Below are 20,477 nucleotides of genomic sequence, written 5' to 3' on the forward strand. Positions count from 1 at the left end.
AAAGCAACAACATGATGATGCGCAAACTCCTTTTTATTTCTTTTGTTTTGATTCTAATGACAGGGTGCAAAACCTCATTTCAATCAAAATGGAAGAACTTCAACGCATATTATAATACCTATTACAATGCCCAGAAGAGTTACCAGTCGGGGCTTCAAAAAAACCTGGATCAGCAGCGCGAGTATAATCCTCTTCAGCCCATCCGGATTCACCCCAAACCGGTAAATGCCGGAGCTTCGGATTTTGATAAAGCCATCCAGAAAGGGGCGGATGTACTTCGGCGGTACGAAGAAACGAAATGGGTGGACGATGCCATCGGCTTAATCGGTAAGTCATATTATTTCAGGCAGGAATATTTCTCGGCAGATCAGAAGTTTAAAGAGCTGTTCGTGACTACCGAGAACCCTGATATGCAGCAAAAGTCCATTTTATGGCAGGGTAGGGTACTGCTGGATATGGAGCTCTACAATGAAGGAATCGCCTTTCTATCTGAACAGCTCACACTTCTTGAGGGGGAATGGAATGAAGGCTACCGTGCGGAAGCAAAGGCTTTACTTGCCCAGCATCACGTTAAGATGGAAAATTGGCAGGTGGCGGCAAACGTACTTTCGGAAGCTCTTCCAAACCTTGAAAAGAAAGAATACCGGGAGAGAGGATACTTTTTACTTGGGCAGGTTTACGAACGCTTGGGTAATCCCGAAGCTGCTTTTGATGCGTACAACAAAGTTCAGAATCATTATGTGGAATACCGGATTCAGTATTTGTCTCAGCGTAAAAAGGCGGAAGTGGCGCGCGTACTTGGTCGCAATGAAGTAGCCTTTCAGATTTTTGACGACATGGTTCGGGATGATAAGAATCTTGAATACAAGGCCGAGCTTGATTTCGAACTGGCCAGAACAGAGCATGAACGCAATAATTACAAGCGTGCGGAAAAGCTGTATAACAATGTGCTTCATAATAACCTTCGTCAGCCGACCCCGGATATTGCTGCCCGGGCTTATTATGGACTGGCCGAGATTTACCGTTTTTCCTATGATAATTTTGAAAAAGCCGCTGCATATTATGATTCAGCAGCCCAGAAGAATGTAGCTGCCGAAAAACTTCCGGAAGACTTTCAGGCAAAAGAGCTGGCAGAATCTTTTGGTAACTATGCCCGCTTCAAATCTGAAATAGCCCTGCAGGATAGCCTTCTTCGTCTGGGACGCCTTTCTCCGGAAGCCTTCGATTCTGTGTTAGTGGAACTGCGCAAGAAGAAAATAGCCGAGTTGGAACGGCTTAAAGAGCAGCAGGAACAGCAGCAAAACCAACTGGTGACGGTAAACAGGAATGAGGATGAATCGGACGCTACAAATAACATGAGTAACGGATTTCTGAATTCGAATAACCCCGTTGTTCAGGAAAATGTACGTCAGCAGTTTTATGCCATTTGGGGCGACCGGCCTTTAGCTGATAACTGGCGGGTTGAAAGCATGATTGATTATTCAGCCATCTCGAATGAGGCCGATGGTGCAGTGGCAGGCTCCGGTGCTGCATCAAACCAACAGCAGGTTAATGTAAAAATTGATTTGAGTGCGATTCCTTTTACACCACAGGAGCAGGATTCGGTACAAGATCTTATTGCATCCTATCAGTATCAATTGGGGAACTTGTTCTTTCTGTCGTTAAACTCACAAGACAGCGCCACCTATTATTTTCAGAAGGCCATTGAGAATCCTTCCAAGGTGAATATCAATACGGTTTCTCTGTACTCACTCTCCGAGCTTTATTCTATTCAGGAAAATGAAGAAGAGGCTCGTTATTACGCCCGCCGACTTATCGAAGAATATCCTGAAACGGAATATGCCCGCCGGGTATCTGAGAAATTTGGAATCCCGTTAATACTCGGGGAGAAGGAAAACACAAAAAGTCCTTTCGAAGTGTATAACGAAATCAACTCGGAAGACTCGCTATCACACCCTGAAAAGGCGAACCTCTTAAAACAGTTATCACTCAATAATTCAACACACCGGATTGCTCCCAAGGCACTTTATGAGGCTATTCAGTCTTATATGATGGCCGGAAAAGACAATCCGGACTACCGTTCAAAAATTTCTGATTGGGTTGAACGGAATGAGGTATGGGAGCAAAGAAGAGCCGCCTTTCAAATGGAGAAGGATTCAGCTGAGGCCATACTAAACGACACCACAATCACCGAAGACATGCGACAGGATTTGCAGTCCATGGTAGACTCAACCTTAACCAAACCCGTATTTACCAAATCTTTTCCTTATGAAGGAGCGATGTGGGACAGCGCCCGTACAGCAGCCGACACCTTTTTAGCAATATTTTCAGATTCCGGCTATGCGGGAAAGGTGAACAGAATAAAGGAAGAACTTGCCGAACCGGCTGTTGAAGAAGAGATACAACCGGCAGAGCAACCTGAAATTATAGCTGAAGAGGAGACATCACCGGCCGAAGGTTATACGAGTTGTGAAAGTATCGGGGCAGAGCTAACGGTAAGGGGTGGGATGCAGTCGTTCCTGAGTAACCTGACCATCCCGAAAGACATTGAGGTTAATGAGTTAACCTACTTATTCCGGGTGAATAGGCGCGGTATTATAGATGATTTCGTTCTGGAGACCGAAAATGCGCCGGCTGAGCTTGTTTCAGCCTTTGAGCAGGGGATTGAGTCAGGATTAAGTTTTGAGCCGGTTATGAGCGAAGGACAGGCTGTTTCGGTAGAGTGTAAGGTTACATTTCCGGTCAATAATTGATCAGCAGTATTTAAAGCTGTCTTTTAATCCTTTTAACCAATCCCGGGCCTTCATAAACCAGTCCGGTATAAATCTGAATCAGGGAAGCTCCGGCTTCGATTTTCTCGATGGCAGCACGCGGACTGTCAATTCCTCCAACGCCAATAATCGGCTTCTCATTTTGGATGATCTCAGCCAGCCACTGTACAATTTGTGTACTTCTTTGCTGAATGGCCCTTCCGCTTAATCCGCCATTACCGATTCTATTCAATACATCTTCACCGGTTGCTAATTGATCCCGCACGGAAGAAGTATTGGTAGCCACGTAACCGGCCACTCCAAAATCCTCACAAATCCCGACCAGATTTTCCAGACTTTCTCTTTTGATATCTACCGTAAACTTGACTAAAGATGGCTTTCGCCCTTCTTTTCCGGGCTCAAGGGCAGCGAGTAAATCTCTGAGCGCTGCCGGGTCTTCAAATGTTTTTCCTTCTCCGGTATTGGGGCACGAGATGTTGATGGTGATGTAATCGGCAACCGGTTGTGCCTTTTCGTAGCTGTATAAATAATCCTGTAGGGCCGCATCGCCATGAATGGATGCATCGTTTGTTTTGGCAATATTTACGCCCAGGGGAATATCCAAGTTCACTGAAGAAAGTCGTTCGATGATGGCATCAGCACCTTCGTTATTCAATCCCATCCGGTTGATTAAGGAGTGATCTTTGGGAAGCCTGAAGGCGCGCGGTCTTGGATTTCCGTCAGATGGTTGGGCAGTGATGCTGCCTACTTCCACAAAGCCGAAACCAAGAGCTTGCATTGCCCTGGGAGTTGTCCCGTTTTTATCAAAACCGGCTGCGAGGCCAATTGGGTTGGGAAACGTGAGGCCAAATAATTCCTGTTCTAACTTCGTGTTGGTTTCGTTATACAGGCTTGCTGCCAGAGTTTGCAGCAGTGGCGAGCTATTGGTTTTGGATGCGATTGAAAGGGCCCACTCGTGAGCTTTTTCTGCATCTGTTTTAAATAAAAGGGGTTTGAGAAGCTTTTTGTAAATCATCGCGACAATGATACGAAAAAACGTTCAAAAAGAGTGAAAGAAGCCTTATAATCGGTCGCCTATTTTATATGAAAAAAGCAGAACAATACATATCGGCTTTAATGCGCAGATCACGGGATGCAGGGGATGTCATTTTGCTTGAATCACAAATGCCCGGTCACCCGGCAAGCACGAAAAGCTTTCTGGCGATGCAACCTAAGTCATGGATAAAAGCCAGGGGTAATGAAATCGAGATATGGGACGGGGAGTCGGTACAAATGTTTACAGGCAATCCTTGGGAATACCTGAGCCGGTTCAAAGAAGAGCATAACGAATGGTTGTTTGGCTATCTGGGATATGATCTTAAAAACCATGTTGAGAACCTGCAGTCTGATAATAACGAGCTGATAAACGCGCCTGATTTATACTTCATGGTTCCCGGGACCTTAATTGAGATTGATGCAGCCGGCAAGATCAAATTTATGAAGGGCGAACCGAATGAGGCGTCGGAAAAAGGCTTTGAGCCCGGAGAAATATCCATCACCCCAATAAGACAGATTTCTGAACCTGAATACATCCGGAAGGTAGAGCAGGCGAAGAAGGATATTTATGAAGGCAGGTATTACGAAATAAACTTGTCTCACCCCCTGGAGTTTGAAATAAAAGGCGATAGCTGGGATTTGTATGAAGCCATGAAAGCAGCAGGCCCGGTTCCTTTTGGAGGTTATGCAAATATCGGAGGCCTTTCTATTTGTTGTTCATCTCCTGAACGATTCTTAGCCAGGACAGCTAATCGTGTTTGGTCACAACCTATAAAAGGAACTGCATCAAGGAAAGCCGGAGGCAAGGCACTGCTTGATATCGAAAAACTGCGACAATCAGAGAAAGAGAGGGCGGAAAACCTGATGATTGTTGACCTGGTAAGAAATGATCTCAGTCGGGTAGCGGAAATCCAAAGCGTGAAAGTGTCAAATTTATTCGAAATCCAGAGCTTTGAGACGGTGCATCAAATGGTATCTACGGTTGAGTGTACCGTGCCCGATCACACCGACAGCATCGAGATTATAAAGAGTTGCTTTCCTATGGGATCCATGACGGGAGCGCCGAAGATCGCTTCCATGAAGGCCATCGAGAAGTACGAAGATTACAAACGCGGAATCTATTCCGGGGCTATGGGTTATATGAAGCCTAACGGCGATTTTGATTTTAATGTGGTCATCAGAACGGCTATTTCGGAGGGTGATAAGCTGGTTTATCCGGTGGGAGGGGCAATCACCAGCGACTCGGACCCAAAGGCGGAGTGGGAGGAGACGCTGATAAAAGCCCGGGCGATTACAAATATTTTCGAGAATTTCGAAGAAGCTGAATGAAGACTCTTTAATGTGGGTTATGAAAACAGGAAGTAAAAATCATAGCACATCGAAGGATCGGAATGAAGGCGAGTACATTAGGTGAACTTAAGGAAAGTGGTTGGGAATCAATATCGGTAAAGGAAGAGATACGGAAGAATTTAATACAGAAGATGAGATCCGGTGAAGAGCTTTTTCCCGGAATACTCGGATACGATAAAACAGTAATTCCACAAGTTCAGCACGCACTTCTTTCCCGGCACGATATGATTCTTCTTGGGTTGCGTGGGCAGGCAAAAACCCGAATGTTAAGGCTGCTGGTTAATTTTCTGGATGAGTATATCCCCATCGTTAAAGGCTCGGAAATCAATGACGATCCGCTTAACCCACTGTCGAAATACGCCAAAGAATTAGTTGAGGAAAAGGGTGACGATACGCCCATCGACTGGCTTCACCGTTCTTACCGTTATGGCGAGAAACTGGCCACCCCGGATACAACGGTTGCAGATTTGATTGGCGATATTGACCCGATTAAAGCAGCTACTAAGAAATTGACGCTCGCTGATCAAAATGTGATCAATTTTGGGCTGATTCCCCGAACCAACCGCGGGATTTTTGTAATCAATGAGCTGCCCGATCTTCAACCCAGAATACAGGTGGCGTTGTTGAACATCATGCAGGAGCGGGATATTCAGATTCGAGGATTTAATGTCAGAATTCCTTTAGATGTATCGATGGCATTTTCTGCAAATCCTGAGGATTACACAAACCGTGGAAATATAATTACCCCACTCAAAGACCGAATCGACTCTCAGATAATTACTCACTATCCTAAAGAACTGGGCGTAGGAATAAATATAACCCGACAGGAAGCCTGGCAGGAACGGGAAAGTGGAATCAAAATTCACATTCCCGATTTATATCGTGAAGTAATTGAAAAAGCCGCTTTTGAAGCACGCGAATCCGAGTATGTTGATCAAAAAAGTGGTGTTTCCACCCGGATGACCATCACCGCTCTGGAACAGGTGGTATCCTCCGCAGAACGCCGGGCCATTCTCAATAATGAGAAAGAGACAACGGTTCGAATCGCTGATTTATATCACATGGTTCCCGCACTCACCGGCAAAATCGAACTGGTGTATGAAGGTGAGCAGGAAGGAGCTATCAGCGTTGCAAAACATATTCTGGGCAAAGCAGTAAGTAAGATGTTTAAGTCACACTTTCCCGATCCACAGTCTAAAGCCGAAGATAAGAAATCGACCTACAAAGAAATTATGGATTGGTTTGCTGACGGCAATGAAATCAGTATTTCAGATACCCTTTCAAATAAAGAGTATGAGACATCGCTGAACAGAGTGGAAGGGCTGAAGGAATTGGTTCAGTCTCAGGTTCCCGATGCCGGTTCATCCGAAACATTAATCTGGATGGATTTTGTGTTGGAAGCGCTGCATCAGAACTCGATGCTTAGCAAGCAAGACCTGGACGACCAAACATTGTACACCGATATGTTAGGTTCTATGTTCTCCTCGCTGGGAGATATAGACGAAGAAGGCTACGATGAATTTGAGTGATAATTAGATTGAATTCAGTTTTTGTTAGCCTTATATTTAAAGCCTTTGCAAATTTCAAGCAAGTATAAGACCATGAAAAAAGGAATTCATCCAGATTACAAAGAAATTACGGTAGTGATGAGCGATGGTACCGAGGTACAAACCCGCAGCACTATGGATACCAAAGACGGAGTGTATCGCAGCGAGGTTGACTCTAAAAACCATCCATTCTACACCAAGAGTAACACTTTTACGTCTACAGCCGGACGTGTTGACCGCTTTAAGCGTCGATACGGTAAAGGCGACGACAAGTAATTTTAGCAATCGTTTTTTAAGAAGGATGTATCTGCAAAGGTGCATCCTTTTTTTATGCAGCCTATGGAAATTCAAAAATTTGAAGTCGGCCCTTTTCTCGAAAACACCTACCTGCTCACCAAAAACGGACAGCACCTGATTATTGATCCCGGTTTCTCAAACGAGACCGAGTATCAAAAGATGAAGGAACAAATAACCGGTGAGCTGAAGGCGGTTGTGCTTACCCATGCCCATGTTGATCATGTGTTGGGAATAAGCCGATTGAGAAATGACTTTGATGTACCGGTTTATCTGTGCTCAGAAGATCGGTTTCTGTGGGAAAATTTTGGAAGTCAGGCCCAGATGTTTGGGATCAATCAAACCGGCTTTGGTTTTGAGCCGGAGGCTTTGCCGACGGAGGGCTCATTCTCTATCGGCGATTTTGAATTTGACTGTTTATATACCCCCGGACATTCCCCCGATCACATCTCTCTCTATTTCCGGGAACCGGAGTTGGTTATAGCAGGTGATGCTTTGTTTAAAGAGAGTATCGGCCGAACGGATTTATATAAAGGTAATTTTGAGTTGCTGGCAAAAAGCATCAAAGAAAAGCTATACACTTTACCTGAAAATACTACCGTTTACCCGGGGCATGGTCCTGAGACCACAATCGCTCACGAGAAACAGCATAATCCCTTTATCAAGTAAAAAGTAGGGTTCAATCAGTCGGCTGATTCCTGCTTATTCTTGAGCTTATCAATCTGCTTTTGATAATGCTCTGCCTTGTCCTGATCCTTATCGATAAGCCGTTCGTACATTTTAATAGCCTCTGATTTCCGGCCTTGCTTTGAATGAATTTTGGCCAGGGTTTCGGTAACCACATCATCAATTTCTTCGGATTCCTTACTCAGGTCGGAATCATCAAAATCCTCATCATCGGTAGGAATTTGAATACGTTTAGATTCCACCGCTTCCAGCATCCCGATGAGCCTGTCCAAGTCCAAAATCGGTGAAGTACGTGAACCCTGTTGTAATTTAAGCTTAGAAGAAGTGTAAGAAGTAGTAGGGATAGCAGCTTCGAATTTTTCGGGGTGGACCAGGAAATAATGTAAGTGTTCCATTAACGGACTGCCGGGAGCATACGTTTTTGCTTTGAGTGCCTCTTTAATAGCATCTTGTTTGTTGTCCTGCAGATGATAAAACCATGATAGCAGAAAATGCCCAACCGCATCGGGACCTCTTTTCTTCAGGTGCTTCCTGAGTTTCCGGGTAATCTCCTCCGGATTCTCCTCAAACTTCTCCACATAAGAAGACAATGACTTTGGTATGTTGAATGGCAGTTGTTGCATGGGCTGTATTAAGACTGAACAATAATAAAGTGAAGTAGGGTTACAATCAAAGCTAATTACCAATTACTCACGGCATCATTAAACATGTTATTTGCTGCTTGTTCGAGAGCACTGTTTGCGGCTTCGTTTTCCCCGTTGATGGGGTCATCAGTAGGATCGTATGTAAACTTCCCGGAAAAGGTGTTGGTCCATTCCGGTTCTTCATTGGAGGCATATTTAAAGGTTGCCTGAACGGTAATTGTAACTTCGTTTTGGTCAGACTGTTCATCACCTCCAATACTGAAAGGGCGGTTAGTGTAGCCGGTTATTACCCCGTCCAGCACGGCATCGGCATCACTTTCATTATTTGCAAGCTGCAGTTTGCTTTGATTTACGAACCTGTTTATCAGCGCTTCATTCAGTCGATTACTCAAATCCCCAAGTCCGCTGTTTGATTGATCCGGAAAGAAAGGAATAAAAATGGTGTCTACACCTGGTGGAATAGAGGCCCCGGTAAAGCTATATCGCAGGCAGCTGCTAAAGGTCAGGCAGAAGGTGACCGTCAATAAAAGTAGTATTCTATTCAAGGCCATACTGATCCAGTTTGCGGTATAAGGTTCGTTCACTTACACCTAGCGTTTCGGATGCTTTTCTGCGATTTCCATCAAATCGTTTCAGGGCCTGCTGAATGAGAAATTTCTCTGCTTCCTCTATAGAAGGGATTTCATTGTTCTGGAGGAAATCAACGAGCTCCGTTTCTTCCTCTTCATCTAGTTCAGGCTGTTCGGGCATAGATTGCATTCCCAATGTGGCGTGGTCACCAAGATCAACATTTACACCGGATACTTCCGCTTTATCCATCTCATCGCGAACGGAAGCGGGTAAAGCCTTCAGGCCTTTGTTTGAAAAGGTGGAGTAAAGGAAGTTGGCAAACATCTTTTTAACGTCAGCAATATCGTTTCTCAACTCAACCAACGCCCGGTAAACCAGTTCGCGGTCTTTATGGTCAAAGTCACCGCCGGGACCTTTGCTTTCTGCCTGATAAGCATCGTCGGCTACCATGGGCAGGTTATCGGTTCTACCTTGCCTTTGCCGGCCTTTAAGATATTTTTGAAGCTTATCTGTATCTATAAACTGGGACTTTTCGAGTACAACCAGCTGTTCGGCTACATTCCTAAGCTCCCTGATGTTTCCCGGCCATCGATAGGAAATAAGCAGCTCCCGGGCGTCATCAGAAAAACCTTTAAACACGGAATCGTAACGGGCCGAATACTCCTCTACAAACTTCCGGAAGATAGGGATGATATCCTCTTGCCGGTCGCGCAGAGGGGGGAGTTTAATCTGAACGGTATCGAGGCGGTAGTACAGGTCTTCCCGAAAAGAACCGTCCTGCACCATCTGCCACAGATTTTGGTTGGTTGCAGCAATAACACGCACGTCGGTAGTTTGCACTTTACTGGACCCTACCCGGAAAAACTCGCCGTTTTCAAGTACACGAAGTAGTTTTACCTGTACATTCTTTGGAGTATCGCCAATTTCATCCAGAAAGATGGTGCCGCCGTTAGCCTTCTCAAAGTATCCTTCGCGGGAAGTTTCGGCACCGGTAAAAGCTCCTTTTTCATGTCCGAATAGTTCACTTTCAATAATTCCTTCCGGGATGGCCCCGCAGTTTACTATAACCAGGTTGTTGCGGCTGCGGTCGCTCATGGCATGGATGGCCCGGGCGGTAACATCTTTACCGACCCCGCTTTCGCCCTGTAAAGTTACGGTGATATCAGTTTTGGCGACCTGCATAATCTTGTCTATAACCTGCCGCATGGCTTCTGATTTACCAAGCAAACCAAACTGTTCTTGAAAAACTTCTCGATCCATAAAGAAAATAGAATTAAAGTATCAGCTCAGTGTCAGGCAATCTGCATAGATAGTACTGATACCTTTAGAATTACATACTGTCAGAATGACGTAAGTTAACGATTCCTGCCTTAGTAAGTAAATGAAATGTGAAGGGAAATTAGCGCTCTACTATTTCTTAATAAGCTCCACGGCATGTTCCACAGGAAGCGACCTTGTTTCCTTAAAGCTGGATAAAACAAGGTTTGAGCGGGTTTTGCTGACACCTTCCCAAGCCTGTATTCTGGAAAGCAGGCTCTCAAAAGAACCGGTATTCTTTGTTCTTACTTTCAGGAAGTGTGAACCGTCTCCGGTAATAGAATGGCACTCCAAAATTTCTCTTTCTTCAGCAGCTCTCTCTACAAAGGATTGATAGTTTTCCGAACCGTCAACCTGCACAAAGATGAAGGCTGTAATATCGAAGTGAAATTTCTTGCTGTTAAGGATGGCTTTATATCCTTCTATAAGTCCGCGTTCTTCCAGTTTTTTCATTCGTTCGGAAACCGAAGGAACCGACAAGTTTACCAATTCAGCAATGGTGTTTCGCTGTGCCCGGCCATGCTCCTGAAGATGGTTTAAAATAGCCAGATCGGTATCGTCTAATAAATGACTCATATTTTATCTTAAACTCCCTAAAAATTCTTTGATTGTTGGATGATAACCTTAATTATTTAGGTAATCAATTAGAAAAGCGCTTCCAGCGGAACTGTTTACCCGGAATTATTAAGCTCAAAAAAGGTGTAACAAAAAGTCGAATACCTCTTATCTTTGATGCTTAAATCAAAAAAATATACCGTACCTAAACATGCTCGACATCAACTTCATCAAAGAAAACCGCGAATTGGTAGAAAAGGCGATTATCAATAAGGGGGAAAAGGATACTTCTGTAGTAGAAAAAGTTCTGGCCGTGGATGAAGACTGGAGGTCTAAAGTACATGAGGGGGATCTGCTTCGAAGCGAAAGCAACACCAAGGCCAAGGAAATTGGAAAGCTGATGGGGCAGGGAAAGAAGGAAGAAGCCCAGGAGATTATCAAGAAAACCTCTCAGATGAAGGAGCGGATCAAGGAAATTGAAGAAGAGGTTAAAGAGCTTCGTGAAAAAAGGGATGACATGCTGCTCCGCATCCCGAATGTTCCTCACCCGAGCGTTCCCGTTGGTGCCACGGAAGATGATAACGAGACGTTCAAAACCTGGGGCGAGCCCAACGAGAATGATTGGCGAAAACCGCATTGGGAGTTGACTGAACGGCACGGCTGGGTTGATTTTGAGCGAGGTGTGAAAGTAACGGGTGCCGGTTTCCCTTTTTATGTAGGTGGGGTTGCTCAACTACAAAGAGCATTGATAAATTATTTCATCAATGAAGCAGGAAAGGCAGGATATACCGAGCTTCAGGCTCCTTATTTTGTGAATGAAGACTCAGCGAGAGGAACAGGACAGATTCCCGATAAGGAAGACATGATGTATGTGATTCCCCGGGATGAGTTTTTTACGATTCCAACGGCTGAAGTGCCGGTTACAAACTTCCATCGTGATGAGATTATTGAACTAAAAGAGCTGCCGCTGAAATATGTCTGCCATACTCCCTGTTGGAGACGGGAAGCCGGTTCATACGGAAAAGACGTTCGTGGATTGAACAGGCTGCATCAGTTTGATAAAGTGGAACTGGTGAAAATTGTAAAACCGGAAGATTCTTATGATGAACTGGAAAGCCTGCGGGAACATGCCGAAAAACTGCTCGAAGCACTGGAACTTCCATACCGCACTTTGTTAATGTGCACCGGCGATATGGGTTTCACTCAGAGTAAAAAATATGATATTGAGGTATGGAGTCCGGGCCAACAGCGCTGGCTGGAAGTGAGTTCATGCTCTAATTTTGAAAGTTTCCAGGCACGCCGGATGCAACTCCGCTACCGAAAAGATGAAAATGAAATTGAGACGCTGCACACGCTGAACGGATCGGGTCTGGCATTACCGCGTGTTGTTTCAGCAATTTTGGAGGCTTACCAGGAAGAGAATGGGAAGGTCAGAGTGCCTGAGGTGCTGAAGCCATTTATCGGAAGGGATTATTTGTAGAGTAGCAGGTATTTAGCTTCTTTAATTATTGTTTTTCTTAGTCAGCCAAACGATTCCCCAAACCAAACCTACCAGGGCTAATGCAATCCCAAAGCCTCCGAGGAATGCATACAGTAAATAGGGCAGAATAATACTGATAATGATACCGGTGATGGCTTTAAGAGGAGAGGCGGCTACAGCTGAAGCTCCAAGCAATGATTTAAAAAGTCGGGCCAATCGTGCTAACATGGGATGAGTTTTGGTTCAAAGGTTTAGCAAGGTACGTCCGGGGTAGGGAAAAGATTCATTTTCAGTGAGCAGTGAGCAGTGAGCAGTGAGCAGTGCAGTTTTTTATACAAAAGAGATCAATTTTGGAGTTATTCCATTAAATCACAAGTTACTGTCAACTGTCAACTGTCAACTGTCAACTGTCAACTGTCAACTGTCAACTGTCAACTGTCAACTGTCAACTGTCAAGCTACCGCATGAATCTCGGTTTCGTCAAAGTTGAGAAGGAGTTCCAGTATAGGATCCATCTCATCGTGTTCCATAAGCTGCATCCGTAAATTCTTTCCGTTACGTACGCCTTTCAGGTACTGCCCGTAGTGTTTTTTCATGATGATGACCCCATATCGCTCACCGTGTTGTTGAACGGAAAGGCGTAATTGTTCTGCACAGAGCTCAACACGTTGACGAACGGTTGGTTCCGGAAGTAGCTCCCCGGTTTCCAGGTAATGTCGGGTTTGTTCAAAAATCCATGGGTTGCCAATAGCTCCCCGGCCAATCATTACGCCGTCAACTCCTGTTTCCTCAAACATTTTTTTTGCGAGCTCGGGAGAAGTCACATCTCCATTCCCAATGATGGGAATTTCGAGTCCGGGTGTATTTTTAAGTTTCTTCAGCCAGTCCCACCGGGCATCCCCTTTGTATTTTTGGGAGCGAGTGCGGGCATGAACCGTAAGGGCTTTAACACCAAGTTTTTGAAGCATCAGGGCCACTTCCTGGATTTTGATGGTGTTGTCATCCCATCCCAGTCGGGTTTTAACAGTAACCGGCCGGTCTTGGACGGCATCAACCACGGTACCGGCCATTCGTTCCATCATGGCAAGATCTTTCAGGCAGCCGGCTCCGGCTCCTTTTTTCACAATCTTATAAACCGGGCATCCAAAATTGATATCGACCAGGTCAGGATTTTGATCAACAGCCACTTTTGCTGCTCCTTCCATCGCTTCCTCACGTCCGCCAAAAATCTGAACACCAAACGGACGTTCCATTTCTTCGAAATCCATTTTCTGCATGGCAATATCAGAAGCCCGGATAATGGCTTCTGAACTGATGAATTCCGTGAAGACAATATCTGCTCCTTTACGTCGGCAGAGCTGTCGGAACGGGGAATCCGTGACATCTTCCATGGGGGCAAGAAACAGGGGTTGATTTGGCAGTTCAATAGGACCGATATTCATTACTATAAAATGGTTTTGGCTTAATTTTAAACCAAAGATACAGCTTTTCAGAAGGATTTATAAGCTTGCGCTCGGTATAAAAAGATTAGATAGTCTATTCAACGGTCATTTGTTCGAAAACTATAAAGCCCCGGTTTATCTTTCGCTATGAATTCATATAACTTACCTTTAGCCATTTCCCTCTTTTAGGCTTATATTTTCAGCCCACTTACTCACTCATAAAAAAACTAATTCTAATAAGGGAAAACTTAATATGTCACTTGGAATTAACAGTATCGAAGAACTTCTTGGAGACGAAGCTTCGGATCTTCTCAACCACAAATGCAAGACTATTGGTAAGGATCAACTTGTAACACCAACAGCCAATTACGTTGATGATGTTTGGTACCATTCTGACCGAAATAACCGGGTGTTGCAAAACCTTCAAAGACTTTTAAATAACGGACGCTTAGGCGGAACCGGATATGTATCCATTCTTCCGGTAGATCAGGGTATTGAACACTCAGCCGGTGCCTCATTCGCAAAAAATCCCGATTACTTTGATCCGGATCATATCGTGAACCTGGCTATGGAAGCAGGATGTAATGCCGTTGCTTCTACTTTTGGAGCCTTAGCTTCTGTATCCCGAAAATATGCTCACAAAATTCCCTTTGTGGTTAAGATTAACCATAATGAGCTGTTGACTTATCCAAACAACTACGATCAGATTATGTTTGGAACCATCGATCAGGCTTATGATATGGGTGCCGCTGCTGTTGGTGCAACCATTTATTTCGGCTCCGAAGAATCAAACCGACAAATTCAGGAAGTAGCTCAGGCTTTTGCCTACGCTCACGAACTCGGAATGGCTACTATTTTGTGGTGCTATACCCGAAACTCAGCCTTTAAAGTAGATGGTGTTGACTATCATTCTTCGGCAGATTTGACCGGACAGGCTAACCACATCGGTACTACGCTGGGAGCTGATATCATCAAGCAGAAGCAGCCGACTAACAACGGCGGATACAAAGCGCTGAACTCCGGCGATTCCAGCTATGGTAAACTGGACGAGCGTATCTATACCGAATTATCATCTGATCACCCTATTGACTTGACCCGCTACCAGGTAGCGAACTGCTTTATGGGACGTGCCGGATTGATTAACTCAGGCGGTGCTTCCGGTTCCAACGACTTTGCTGATGCGGTTAAAACAGCAATCATCAACAAGAGAGCCGGTGGTATGGGACTTATTAGTGGACGTAAAGCATTCCAGCGTCCACTGAAAGAAGGGGTGAAACTATTGAATATGATTCAGGACGTTTACCTGAATGATGAAATCACCCTCGCCTGATCGTGCATAATAATTACAGCCTTGCAGGGTTACCCTGTAAGGCTTTTTTTATTCAAGCCCATCTTTACCTAAAATTTTTTAATTGAGTTCTGAATCCGTAAATATCAGCCAGCCGCAATCCCTGATTTCCAGGAAGTACCTGATTATTTCCATATTATTGAGTCTTGCTACCATGGCGGGGGTTATTTATTGGACGTACACCCCCGGGGTTTTAGAGTTTCTATCCAAAAGCAGGCTGCCGGGACTGATTATCGCCCTCGTTGTTTCTTTGTTAAGGGTTTGGTTTTCAGCGGCTAAAATCCGGTTTCTTTCTGAAAAGAAATTAGATTGGTATGCTTCGGTTCGGGTTGTATTAGCCTGGGATTTTACCTCCGCTGTGACACCCTCAACCATTGGCGGGGCTCCTATGGCAACCTATGCCATGACCAAAGAAGGACTTAAGCTCGGAGATTCAGGTGCTATTATTCTCTATGGTGTATTGCTCGATCAAATCTGGTTTGCCCTCGCCATTCCGATTCTGCTGATTTCCGGCATTTTCTATGAAGTAGTTCCCCCTGAAATTGGTTTGGTAGGGGATGTTTCAATGGGATTACTTTATGTGGGATTGTTAAGTTATGCTGGCTTGCTTGCCTATGGCGTTTTGGTAAATCCCACTGCCATTAAAAGGGTCGTGAAGTATGTGTTCAAGCTGCCTGTGCTCCGGAGGATGGGAGATAAGGTGGAAGAAGAAGCGGAAAATCTTGAAGAGTATGCTCAGCAGTTGGGGCAGAAACCATTAAGTTTTTTGTTGAAGGCTTTCTTCCTTTCAACGATGTCGTGGTTGGCCAGAATTGCGTTGCCTACAATCGTGGTATTGAGCCTGCTGCCGGCGCCTGAAGTACTTTCGGTGCTGAGGAGCCTGGCAATGAACCTGGCATTTTTGGTAGTCCCTACTCCTGGTGGAAGTGGAGGAGTTGAAGGACTCTTCGTGCTGTTCCAGGGACCTTTGATTTCGAGAGAAGGGTTTATCGGGCTTGCTGTATTCCTGTGGAGGATCATCAGCTATTACATTAGTATTGGGTTGGGGATGATGGCTACAACCTGGTATGTGAATCAAAAAGTTGTTGAAATTAAAGCGCAGGATTAACCCATGGCCAAGGTGAAAACGCAATATGAATGTTCCAGCTGCGGATACATATCACCAAAATGGAATGGAAGCTGCCCATCGTGCGGAGAGTGGAATACCTTTGTTGAAAAAACGGTAAGTAAGAACAAATCCTCATCCGGTCACAAAGCCAAAGTAGAAGGATTGGACTCATCTGCTGCTCCTCAAAAATTGGATGAGGTAGAAACTTCCGAAAAGAGTCGCTTTAAAAGTAATATTACAGAGCTGGACAGGGTACTGGGCGGTGGTTTCTTACCCGGATCTTACGTGCTTATTGGGGGTGAGCCTGGGGTGGGGAAAAGTACACTCACCCTTCAGATTGCCAAGGCAAATCCTGATTTAACCATTTTATATTGTGCCGGAGAGGAATCGGCCGGGCAGATAAAACAGCGGGCAGCACGGCTGGGTGTGGAATCCGACAAGTTGCTGATCTACAATGAAACCCAGGTCGATAACATCATCGCCGAAGCGCAAAAGATGAAGCCGGACTTACTGATTGTGGATTCCATTCAAACAGTGTATCGAACCGAACTATCGAGTATGCCGGGGAGCATTCAACAGGTGAAAGAATGCGCGGCTTTGTTTCAGCAACTGGCTAAGAAAAAGGATATTACAACCCTGGTGATTGGACATGTTACCAAAGAAGGAGACATAGCGGGCCCGAGAGTGCTGGAGCATATGGTAGATACCGTGCTTCAGTTTGAAGGAGATAAGCAATATACCTACCGGTTACTGCGAAGCCTGAAAAACCGTTTTGGAGCTGCTCAGGAAGTGGGCGTCTTTGAGATGAAATCGGATGGGCTCATTGAAGTTTCTAATCCTTCCGAACTGTTTATATCTGACAAAACAGCCGGGGTAAGCGGAAATGCGGTTGTGTGCACCATGGAAGGAACACGTCCGCTTTTGATTGAAGTACAAGCACTTGTAACTCCATCGTCGTACGGTTCACCCCAACGAACAGCAAATGGTTTTGACCGAAACAGGCTCGCCTTATTGCTCGCCGTTTTGGAAAAGAGAGTGGGGAAGAATTTTTCCAATCACGATGTGTATTTAAATATTGCCGGAGGATTCAGGCTTAACGACCCGGCTGGTGATTTAGGAGTATGCTGTGCATTGGTGTCCAGTTTAATGGATGAAGCGGTTTCTCAAAATATGGCGTTTATAGGCGAGGTGGGTTTGGGAGGAGAAATCCGAACGGTACCTCACCTTGAGCAGCGCGAGAAAGAGGCCAAAAAATTGGGGTACAAACAAGTGATCTTACCCGGCTCAAAAGAGAGAGAAGGGGTTCGATACGTACATCAGGCCATAAAAAAAGCCCTCGGTTAAAAACCTGAGGGCTCAAATGAGTTAACTTCGTTTAGAAGTTGTCGCGCTGGCGACGTCGTTGTTCACGTTTCGCTTTTTTCAAAGCTTCGCGTCGCTCAACAGATGGCTTCGTATACTGTTGACGATCTTTGTATTCATTAAGAACACGTGATCTTGTTACCAGTTTCTTGAAGCGATTAATTGCGCGGTCAACACTTTCGTTGTCTTTAACTTCGACTCCTAACATGAAGTATCACATCCTTTCGTTTAATTTGTTTCCCTTAATTGGGAGCACCAAATATACACACTCATACCGAGAATTGGAAGTATCTTGCGTATATCAATCCACCTTTCTGTTTATGATGTATTTTTCAGGTATTTCAGACCCCAAAACACCAATACCGAACAGCGCATAATCATATTTTGCCGGATCTTCAGGGTCTAAAAACTTCAACCTTGCATTCAACTCGAGCACCGATTTCCAGTCGTTTTGCTTTCTGGATAATAACCCCAGTTTTCTGGCCTGCCGGGCTACGTGTACATCCAGAGGAATTTTTAACTCGGCAGGGGAGATGAAATCCATAATACCAGGATCTACCGGGCTGTTTTTGCGAATGCACCATCTCAGATACATATACAGTCGTTTGGCTGAGCTGTTTTTCTCGGGATTGGATACATGTTTACGAGTTCGTCGTGGCATCTCGGGATGAAAGGTGAAAAACTTCTCATGGAAAACAGCAATCAACTCTCTCTTCTGGCATTTAGCCTCATCAGAACAGTGTTTCCAGAACCGTTCGAAGGAGCCATACTTTAACAGAATGGTTTGCAGAATTTTCGTTAGCCAGTGTATGTCAACAGGCTTAAAGGTGCGGTGCTTAAAACCATCAAAGGCTGAAAAATCATTTTCCGAGTAATGTTCTATAAATTCAGCAGGTTTGTACTGCATGCGTTGAAGCAGTTCTTCAACTTTTGCATTCACAATATCCCGGCGCCCCCAGGCCATGGTTGCTGCAAAAAAACCGGCAAGTTCCTGATCCCGCTTATCCTCAAAGGCATGCATGAATTGAACGGGGTCTTCATTGATGTAGTTCGGCTGCTCGATTTTTTCAACCAATTCATCCAGAAAGGGTTTAAGCTCAGTGAGTTTATTCCTGGAAAGCGTTTTGAATTTCTTTCTTTTTCGGGGCAATGTGCTGCTCTGAATTATTTATTATAAAGTATTAGTTATACAGGACGATAAACAAAGGGTGGAGATCGTTCCTCTTTCCCTTTCAAACAAAAACAAAGCGAATTGATTCAGTTTCTAAAAAATCGGTTTTTTGCCGCTGTGGATAACTATATGCATTCACAATACGGTAGCCGTAAAGAAGTTTTATTCGAAAGCCATCCGAATGTAATCGTAGAGATTGGTGCGGGATATGGAGCGAATTTCAGGTATTTAAGAAAAGGAACCAAAGTTAAAGTAGTGGAACCCAATGCCGGGTTTAAAGATGTTCTCAAATACCAGGCCGGAAAATATGGAGTCAATCTGGAAATTTATGAGTCGGTTGCTGAGGAAATACCACTTTCAGATTCCTCTGCTGCAATGGTGATAAGCAGTTTGGTGCTTTGCTCAGTTAAGAACATGCCGAAAGTATTATCTGAGGTGAAAAGGATTCTTGAGCCGGAAGGGAAGTTTGTTTACCTGGAGCATGTAAGGGCGCACAAGCATAGTTGGGTATGCAAGATTCAGCGAATGGTAAAAAGCTCATGGAAGTGGTTTTTTGACGGTTGCAATGTTACCCGTGATACCGGGCGGATTATCATGATGGCCGGATTCAGCGAGATAAAGCAAGATGAATTCCAACTTCCCACCTTTTTTGTTCCCATCAGGCCGCATATAGCAGGTATAGCCGTCAAATAACTAAATACCCAGCTCACCCTGGCCTTTACCCACCAGTCGTTCGGTTAATACTTTATTCGCTTTGGGAAAGGGATACCTTTCAAGTTCATTGCGCTCCACCCAGCGAATTTCCTGGCTCGACTTAGGCCGTGGTTCTCCCGACACCAGCTTACACATCCACGCATGCATGGTGATGGAGAAATGAGAGTAGGTGTGTTTCAGGCTCATTAATTCCTTAAAGGCTTTTACTTCCACACCCAGTTCTTCTTGTAATTCCCGCTCTATAGTTTCCTGAATTTCTTCATCACCTTCTTGTTTGCCTCCGGGGAATTCCCAAAGTCCTCCAAGCATGGCATCTTCAGGCCTTAAAGCTATCAACAACTTTCCGTCTTCGGCTTCAATAATGCCAACGCCAATGGTGTGGTGTGGTTTCTTTTTTGCCGGAGACTTGTAGGGGATGGTATCCGTTTTTGCGGTTTTGGCAGCTACACAACCTGACTGAACCGGGCATTTATCACATTCCGGATTGGTGGGTTTACAAACTACTGACCCCAGTTCCATCATTGCCTGGTTGAAATCGGCCGGGTTATCCTCATCAATCAGTTCAGTGGCAAAATCCTGAACTTTGTTCTTTGTTTTGCTGCTGCGGATGTCCTCCTCAATCCCAAAATACCGGGTAAGTACGCGAATTACGTTTCCATCTACTACCGCATTCGGTTTGTTGAAGGCAATACTGGTAACAGCGGCAGCCGTGTATGGGCCAATTCCTTTCAGCTTGATGATTTCATCATAGCTCTCCGGTAGTTTGCCGTTATAATCCTGAACAACCGTTTTGGCAGCAGAGTGAAGGTTTCTTGCACGGCTGTAGTATCCCAATCCTTCCCAGGCTTTCAGCACTTCCTGCTGTTCAGCATTGGCCAAATCAAAAACGGTGGGAAACAGGGAAATGAAATTCTGGAAGTAAGGTGTGGCTTGATCAACCCGCGTTTGCTGGAGCATTATTTCCGATACCCAAATTTTGTAGGGATCGGCTTCACCCCGCCACGGCATTTGGCGTTTATGATCCTGGTACCAGCTTTGCAGGTGATTAGTAAAGTCGTTGTTATTCAAAAGAGAAACTGCGT

20 protein-coding genes are annotated in these 20,477 nt (G+C 44.9%); 10 read left to right on the top strand and 10 right to left on the bottom strand.

Going from position 1 to position 20,477, the window contains the following annotated elements; all coding sequences use genetic code 11:
• Positions 1-11 precede the first annotated feature (11 nt).
• On the top strand, positions 12-2,753 hold the full coding sequence (locus JJ941_RS13895; protein ID WP_290966433.1) for a tetratricopeptide repeat protein: 2,742 nt from the start codon (positions 12-14) through the stop codon (positions 2,751-2,753).
• A 10-nt stretch (positions 2,754-2,763) separates the two neighbouring features.
• Here JJ941_RS13895 and JJ941_RS13900 read toward each other — a convergent pair whose 3' ends face one another.
• Complete coding sequence (locus tag JJ941_RS13900; protein ID WP_290966434.1) at positions 2,764-3,786, bottom strand: quinone-dependent dihydroorotate dehydrogenase; 1,023 nt, start codon at positions 3,784-3,786, stop codon at positions 2,764-2,766.
• Positions 3,787-3,854: 68 nt separating this feature from the next.
• Here JJ941_RS13900 and JJ941_RS13905 point away from each other — a divergent pair, with 68 nt between their 5' ends.
• From JJ941_RS13905 to JJ941_RS13920, 4 genes are all read left to right on the top strand, one after another.
• Positions 3,855-5,135: an anthranilate synthase component I family protein gene (locus tag JJ941_RS13905; protein ID WP_290966437.1), complete on the top strand. Its 1,281-nt coding sequence runs from the start codon at positions 3,855-3,857 to the stop codon at positions 5,133-5,135.
• A 62-nt stretch (positions 5,136-5,197) separates the two neighbouring features.
• Positions 5,198-6,685, top strand: a complete 1,488-nt coding sequence (locus tag JJ941_RS13910; protein ID WP_290966440.1) for a sigma 54-interacting transcriptional regulator — start codon at positions 5,198-5,200, stop codon at positions 6,683-6,685.
• Positions 6,686-6,757: 72 nt separating this feature from the next.
• Positions 6,758-6,979 (top strand): 50S ribosomal protein L31, encoded by a 222-nt coding sequence (gene rpmE / locus JJ941_RS13915; RefSeq protein WP_255135117.1) that lies wholly within the window; start codon positions 6,758-6,760, stop codon positions 6,977-6,979.
• Between the two features lie 63 nt (positions 6,980-7,042).
• Positions 7,043-7,666, top strand: coding sequence for an MBL fold metallo-hydrolase (locus JJ941_RS13920; protein WP_290966444.1), 624 nt, complete (start codon positions 7,043-7,045; stop codon positions 7,664-7,666).
• A gap of 14 nt (positions 7,667-7,680) precedes the next feature.
• On the opposite strand, the gene JJ941_RS13925 is transcribed toward JJ941_RS13920, so the two are convergent.
• From JJ941_RS13925 to JJ941_RS13940, 4 genes are all read right to left on the bottom strand, one after another.
• Entirely contained in the window at positions 7,681-8,307 is a 627-nt protein-coding gene (locus JJ941_RS13925) for a hypothetical protein (RefSeq protein WP_290966447.1), read from the bottom strand.
• A gap of 56 nt (positions 8,308-8,363) precedes the next feature.
• Entirely contained in the window at positions 8,364-8,879 is a 516-nt protein-coding gene (locus tag JJ941_RS13930; protein ID WP_290966450.1) for an LptE family protein, read from the bottom strand.
• Positions 8,866-10,158 (bottom strand): sigma-54 dependent transcriptional regulator, encoded by a 1,293-nt coding sequence (locus JJ941_RS13935; RefSeq protein WP_290966452.1) that lies wholly within the window; start codon positions 10,156-10,158, stop codon positions 8,866-8,868. The genes JJ941_RS13930 and JJ941_RS13935 overlap by 14 nt, the downstream gene beginning before the upstream one ends.
• A 150-nt stretch (positions 10,159-10,308) precedes the next feature.
• Complete coding sequence (locus JJ941_RS13940; RefSeq protein ID WP_255135112.1) at positions 10,309-10,791, bottom strand: Lrp/AsnC family transcriptional regulator; 483 nt, start codon at positions 10,789-10,791, stop codon at positions 10,309-10,311.
• A gap of 190 nt (positions 10,792-10,981) precedes the next feature.
• Here JJ941_RS13940 and serS point away from each other — a divergent pair, with 190 nt between their 5' ends.
• A complete protein-coding gene (gene serS, locus JJ941_RS13945) occupies positions 10,982-12,250 on the top strand; it encodes a serine--tRNA ligase (protein ID WP_290966455.1) in 1,269 nt (422 codons plus the stop codon).
• Between the two features lie 21 nt (positions 12,251-12,271).
• Here serS and JJ941_RS13950 read toward each other — a convergent pair whose 3' ends face one another.
• Together JJ941_RS13950 and dusB are read right to left on the bottom strand one after the other, a co-directional pair.
• Positions 12,272-12,478 carry a hypothetical protein gene (locus tag JJ941_RS13950; protein ID WP_290966458.1) on the bottom strand — a complete coding sequence of 69 codons (207 nt, stop codon included), beginning with the start codon at positions 12,476-12,478 and terminating at the stop codon, positions 12,272-12,274.
• 224 nt (positions 12,479-12,702) lie between these two features.
• Complete coding sequence (dusB, locus tag JJ941_RS13955) at positions 12,703-13,692, bottom strand: tRNA dihydrouridine synthase DusB (RefSeq protein ID WP_290966460.1); 990 nt, start codon at positions 13,690-13,692, stop codon at positions 12,703-12,705.
• A gap of 253 nt (positions 13,693-13,945) precedes the next feature.
• Between dusB and JJ941_RS13960 the strand changes: the two genes are divergently transcribed.
• From JJ941_RS13960 to radA, 3 genes are all read left to right on the top strand, one after another.
• Entirely contained in the window at positions 13,946-15,022 is a 1,077-nt protein-coding gene (locus JJ941_RS13960; protein ID WP_290966463.1) for a class I fructose-bisphosphate aldolase, read from the top strand.
• Between the two features lie 82 nt (positions 15,023-15,104).
• Positions 15,105-16,148, top strand: coding sequence for a lysylphosphatidylglycerol synthase transmembrane domain-containing protein (locus tag JJ941_RS13965; protein WP_290966466.1), 1,044 nt, complete (start codon positions 15,105-15,107; stop codon positions 16,146-16,148).
• Positions 16,149-16,151: 3 nt separating this feature from the next.
• Complete coding sequence (radA, locus tag JJ941_RS13970) at positions 16,152-17,492, top strand: DNA repair protein RadA (RefSeq protein ID WP_290966469.1); 1,341 nt, start codon at positions 16,152-16,154, stop codon at positions 17,490-17,492.
• A 31-nt stretch (positions 17,493-17,523) separates the two neighbouring features.
• Here the strand turns inward: radA and rpsU are convergent, their stop codons facing one another.
• Positions 17,524-17,718: a 30S ribosomal protein S21 gene (rpsU, locus tag JJ941_RS13975; RefSeq protein WP_255135103.1), complete on the bottom strand. Its 195-nt coding sequence runs from the start codon at positions 17,716-17,718 to the stop codon at positions 17,524-17,526.
• A gap of 93 nt (positions 17,719-17,811) precedes the next feature.
• Positions 17,812-18,660 (bottom strand): TIGR02757 family protein, encoded by an 849-nt coding sequence (locus JJ941_RS13980; RefSeq protein ID WP_290966473.1) that lies wholly within the window; start codon positions 18,658-18,660, stop codon positions 17,812-17,814.
• Positions 18,661-18,810: 150 nt separating this feature from the next.
• Between JJ941_RS13980 and JJ941_RS13985 the strand changes: the two genes are divergently transcribed.
• The gene (locus JJ941_RS13985) at positions 18,811-19,374 is read left to right on the top strand and encodes a class I SAM-dependent methyltransferase (RefSeq protein WP_290966476.1); all 564 of its coding nucleotides are present in this window, start codon (positions 18,811-18,813) and stop codon (positions 19,372-19,374) included.
• Here the strand turns inward: JJ941_RS13985 and mutY are convergent, their stop codons facing one another.
• Positions 19,375-20,463: an A/G-specific adenine glycosylase gene (gene mutY / locus JJ941_RS13990; protein WP_290966479.1), complete on the bottom strand. Its 1,089-nt coding sequence runs from the start codon at positions 20,461-20,463 to the stop codon at positions 19,375-19,377.
• Positions 20,464-20,477: the final 14 nt, after the last annotated feature.

The organism is Gracilimonas sp. (assembly GCF_017641085.1).
In the GTDB taxonomy this organism is placed as follows: domain Bacteria; phylum Bacteroidota; class Rhodothermia; order Balneolales; family Balneolaceae; genus Gracilimonas.

Excerpts from the sequence above, each read along its gene's own strand:
- JJ941_RS13895 (WP_290966433.1), top strand. The coding sequence starts at position 12 with ATGATGATGCGCAAACTCCTTTTTATTTCTTTTGTTTTGATTCTAATG.
- JJ941_RS13900 (WP_290966434.1), bottom strand. The coding sequence starts at position 3,786 with ATGATTTACAAAAAGCTTCTCAAACCCCTTTTATTTAAAACAGATGCA.
- JJ941_RS13905 (WP_290966437.1), top strand. The coding sequence starts at position 3,855 with ATGAAAAAAGCAGAACAATACATATCGGCTTTAATGCGCAGATCACGG.
- JJ941_RS13910 (WP_290966440.1), top strand. The coding sequence starts at position 5,198 with ATGAAGGCGAGTACATTAGGTGAACTTAAGGAAAGTGGTTGGGAATCA.
- rpmE (WP_255135117.1), top strand. The coding sequence starts at position 6,758 with ATGAAAAAAGGAATTCATCCAGATTACAAAGAAATTACGGTAGTGATG.
- JJ941_RS13920 (WP_290966444.1), top strand. The coding sequence starts at position 7,043 with ATGGAAATTCAAAAATTTGAAGTCGGCCCTTTTCTCGAAAACACCTAC.
- JJ941_RS13925 (WP_290966447.1), bottom strand. The coding sequence starts at position 8,307 with ATGCAACAACTGCCATTCAACATACCAAAGTCATTGTCTTCTTATGTG.
- JJ941_RS13930 (WP_290966450.1), bottom strand. The coding sequence starts at position 8,879 with ATGGCCTTGAATAGAATACTACTTTTATTGACGGTCACCTTCTGCCTG.
- JJ941_RS13935 (WP_290966452.1), bottom strand. The coding sequence starts at position 10,158 with ATGGATCGAGAAGTTTTTCAAGAACAGTTTGGTTTGCTTGGTAAATCA.
- JJ941_RS13940 (WP_255135112.1), bottom strand. The coding sequence starts at position 10,791 with ATGAGTCATTTATTAGACGATACCGATCTGGCTATTTTAAACCATCTT.
- serS (WP_290966455.1), top strand. The coding sequence starts at position 10,982 with ATGCTCGACATCAACTTCATCAAAGAAAACCGCGAATTGGTAGAAAAG.
- JJ941_RS13950 (WP_290966458.1), bottom strand. The coding sequence starts at position 12,478 with ATGTTAGCACGATTGGCCCGACTTTTTAAATCATTGCTTGGAGCTTCA.
- dusB (WP_290966460.1), bottom strand. The coding sequence starts at position 13,692 with ATGAATATCGGTCCTATTGAACTGCCAAATCAACCCCTGTTTCTTGCC.
- JJ941_RS13960 (WP_290966463.1), top strand. The coding sequence starts at position 13,946 with ATGTCACTTGGAATTAACAGTATCGAAGAACTTCTTGGAGACGAAGCT.
- radA (WP_290966469.1), top strand. The coding sequence starts at position 16,152 with ATGGCCAAGGTGAAAACGCAATATGAATGTTCCAGCTGCGGATACATA.
- rpsU (WP_255135103.1), bottom strand. The coding sequence starts at position 17,718 with ATGTTAGGAGTCGAAGTTAAAGACAACGAAAGTGTTGACCGCGCAATT.
- JJ941_RS13985 (WP_290966476.1), top strand. The coding sequence starts at position 18,811 with ATGCATTCACAATACGGTAGCCGTAAAGAAGTTTTATTCGAAAGCCAT.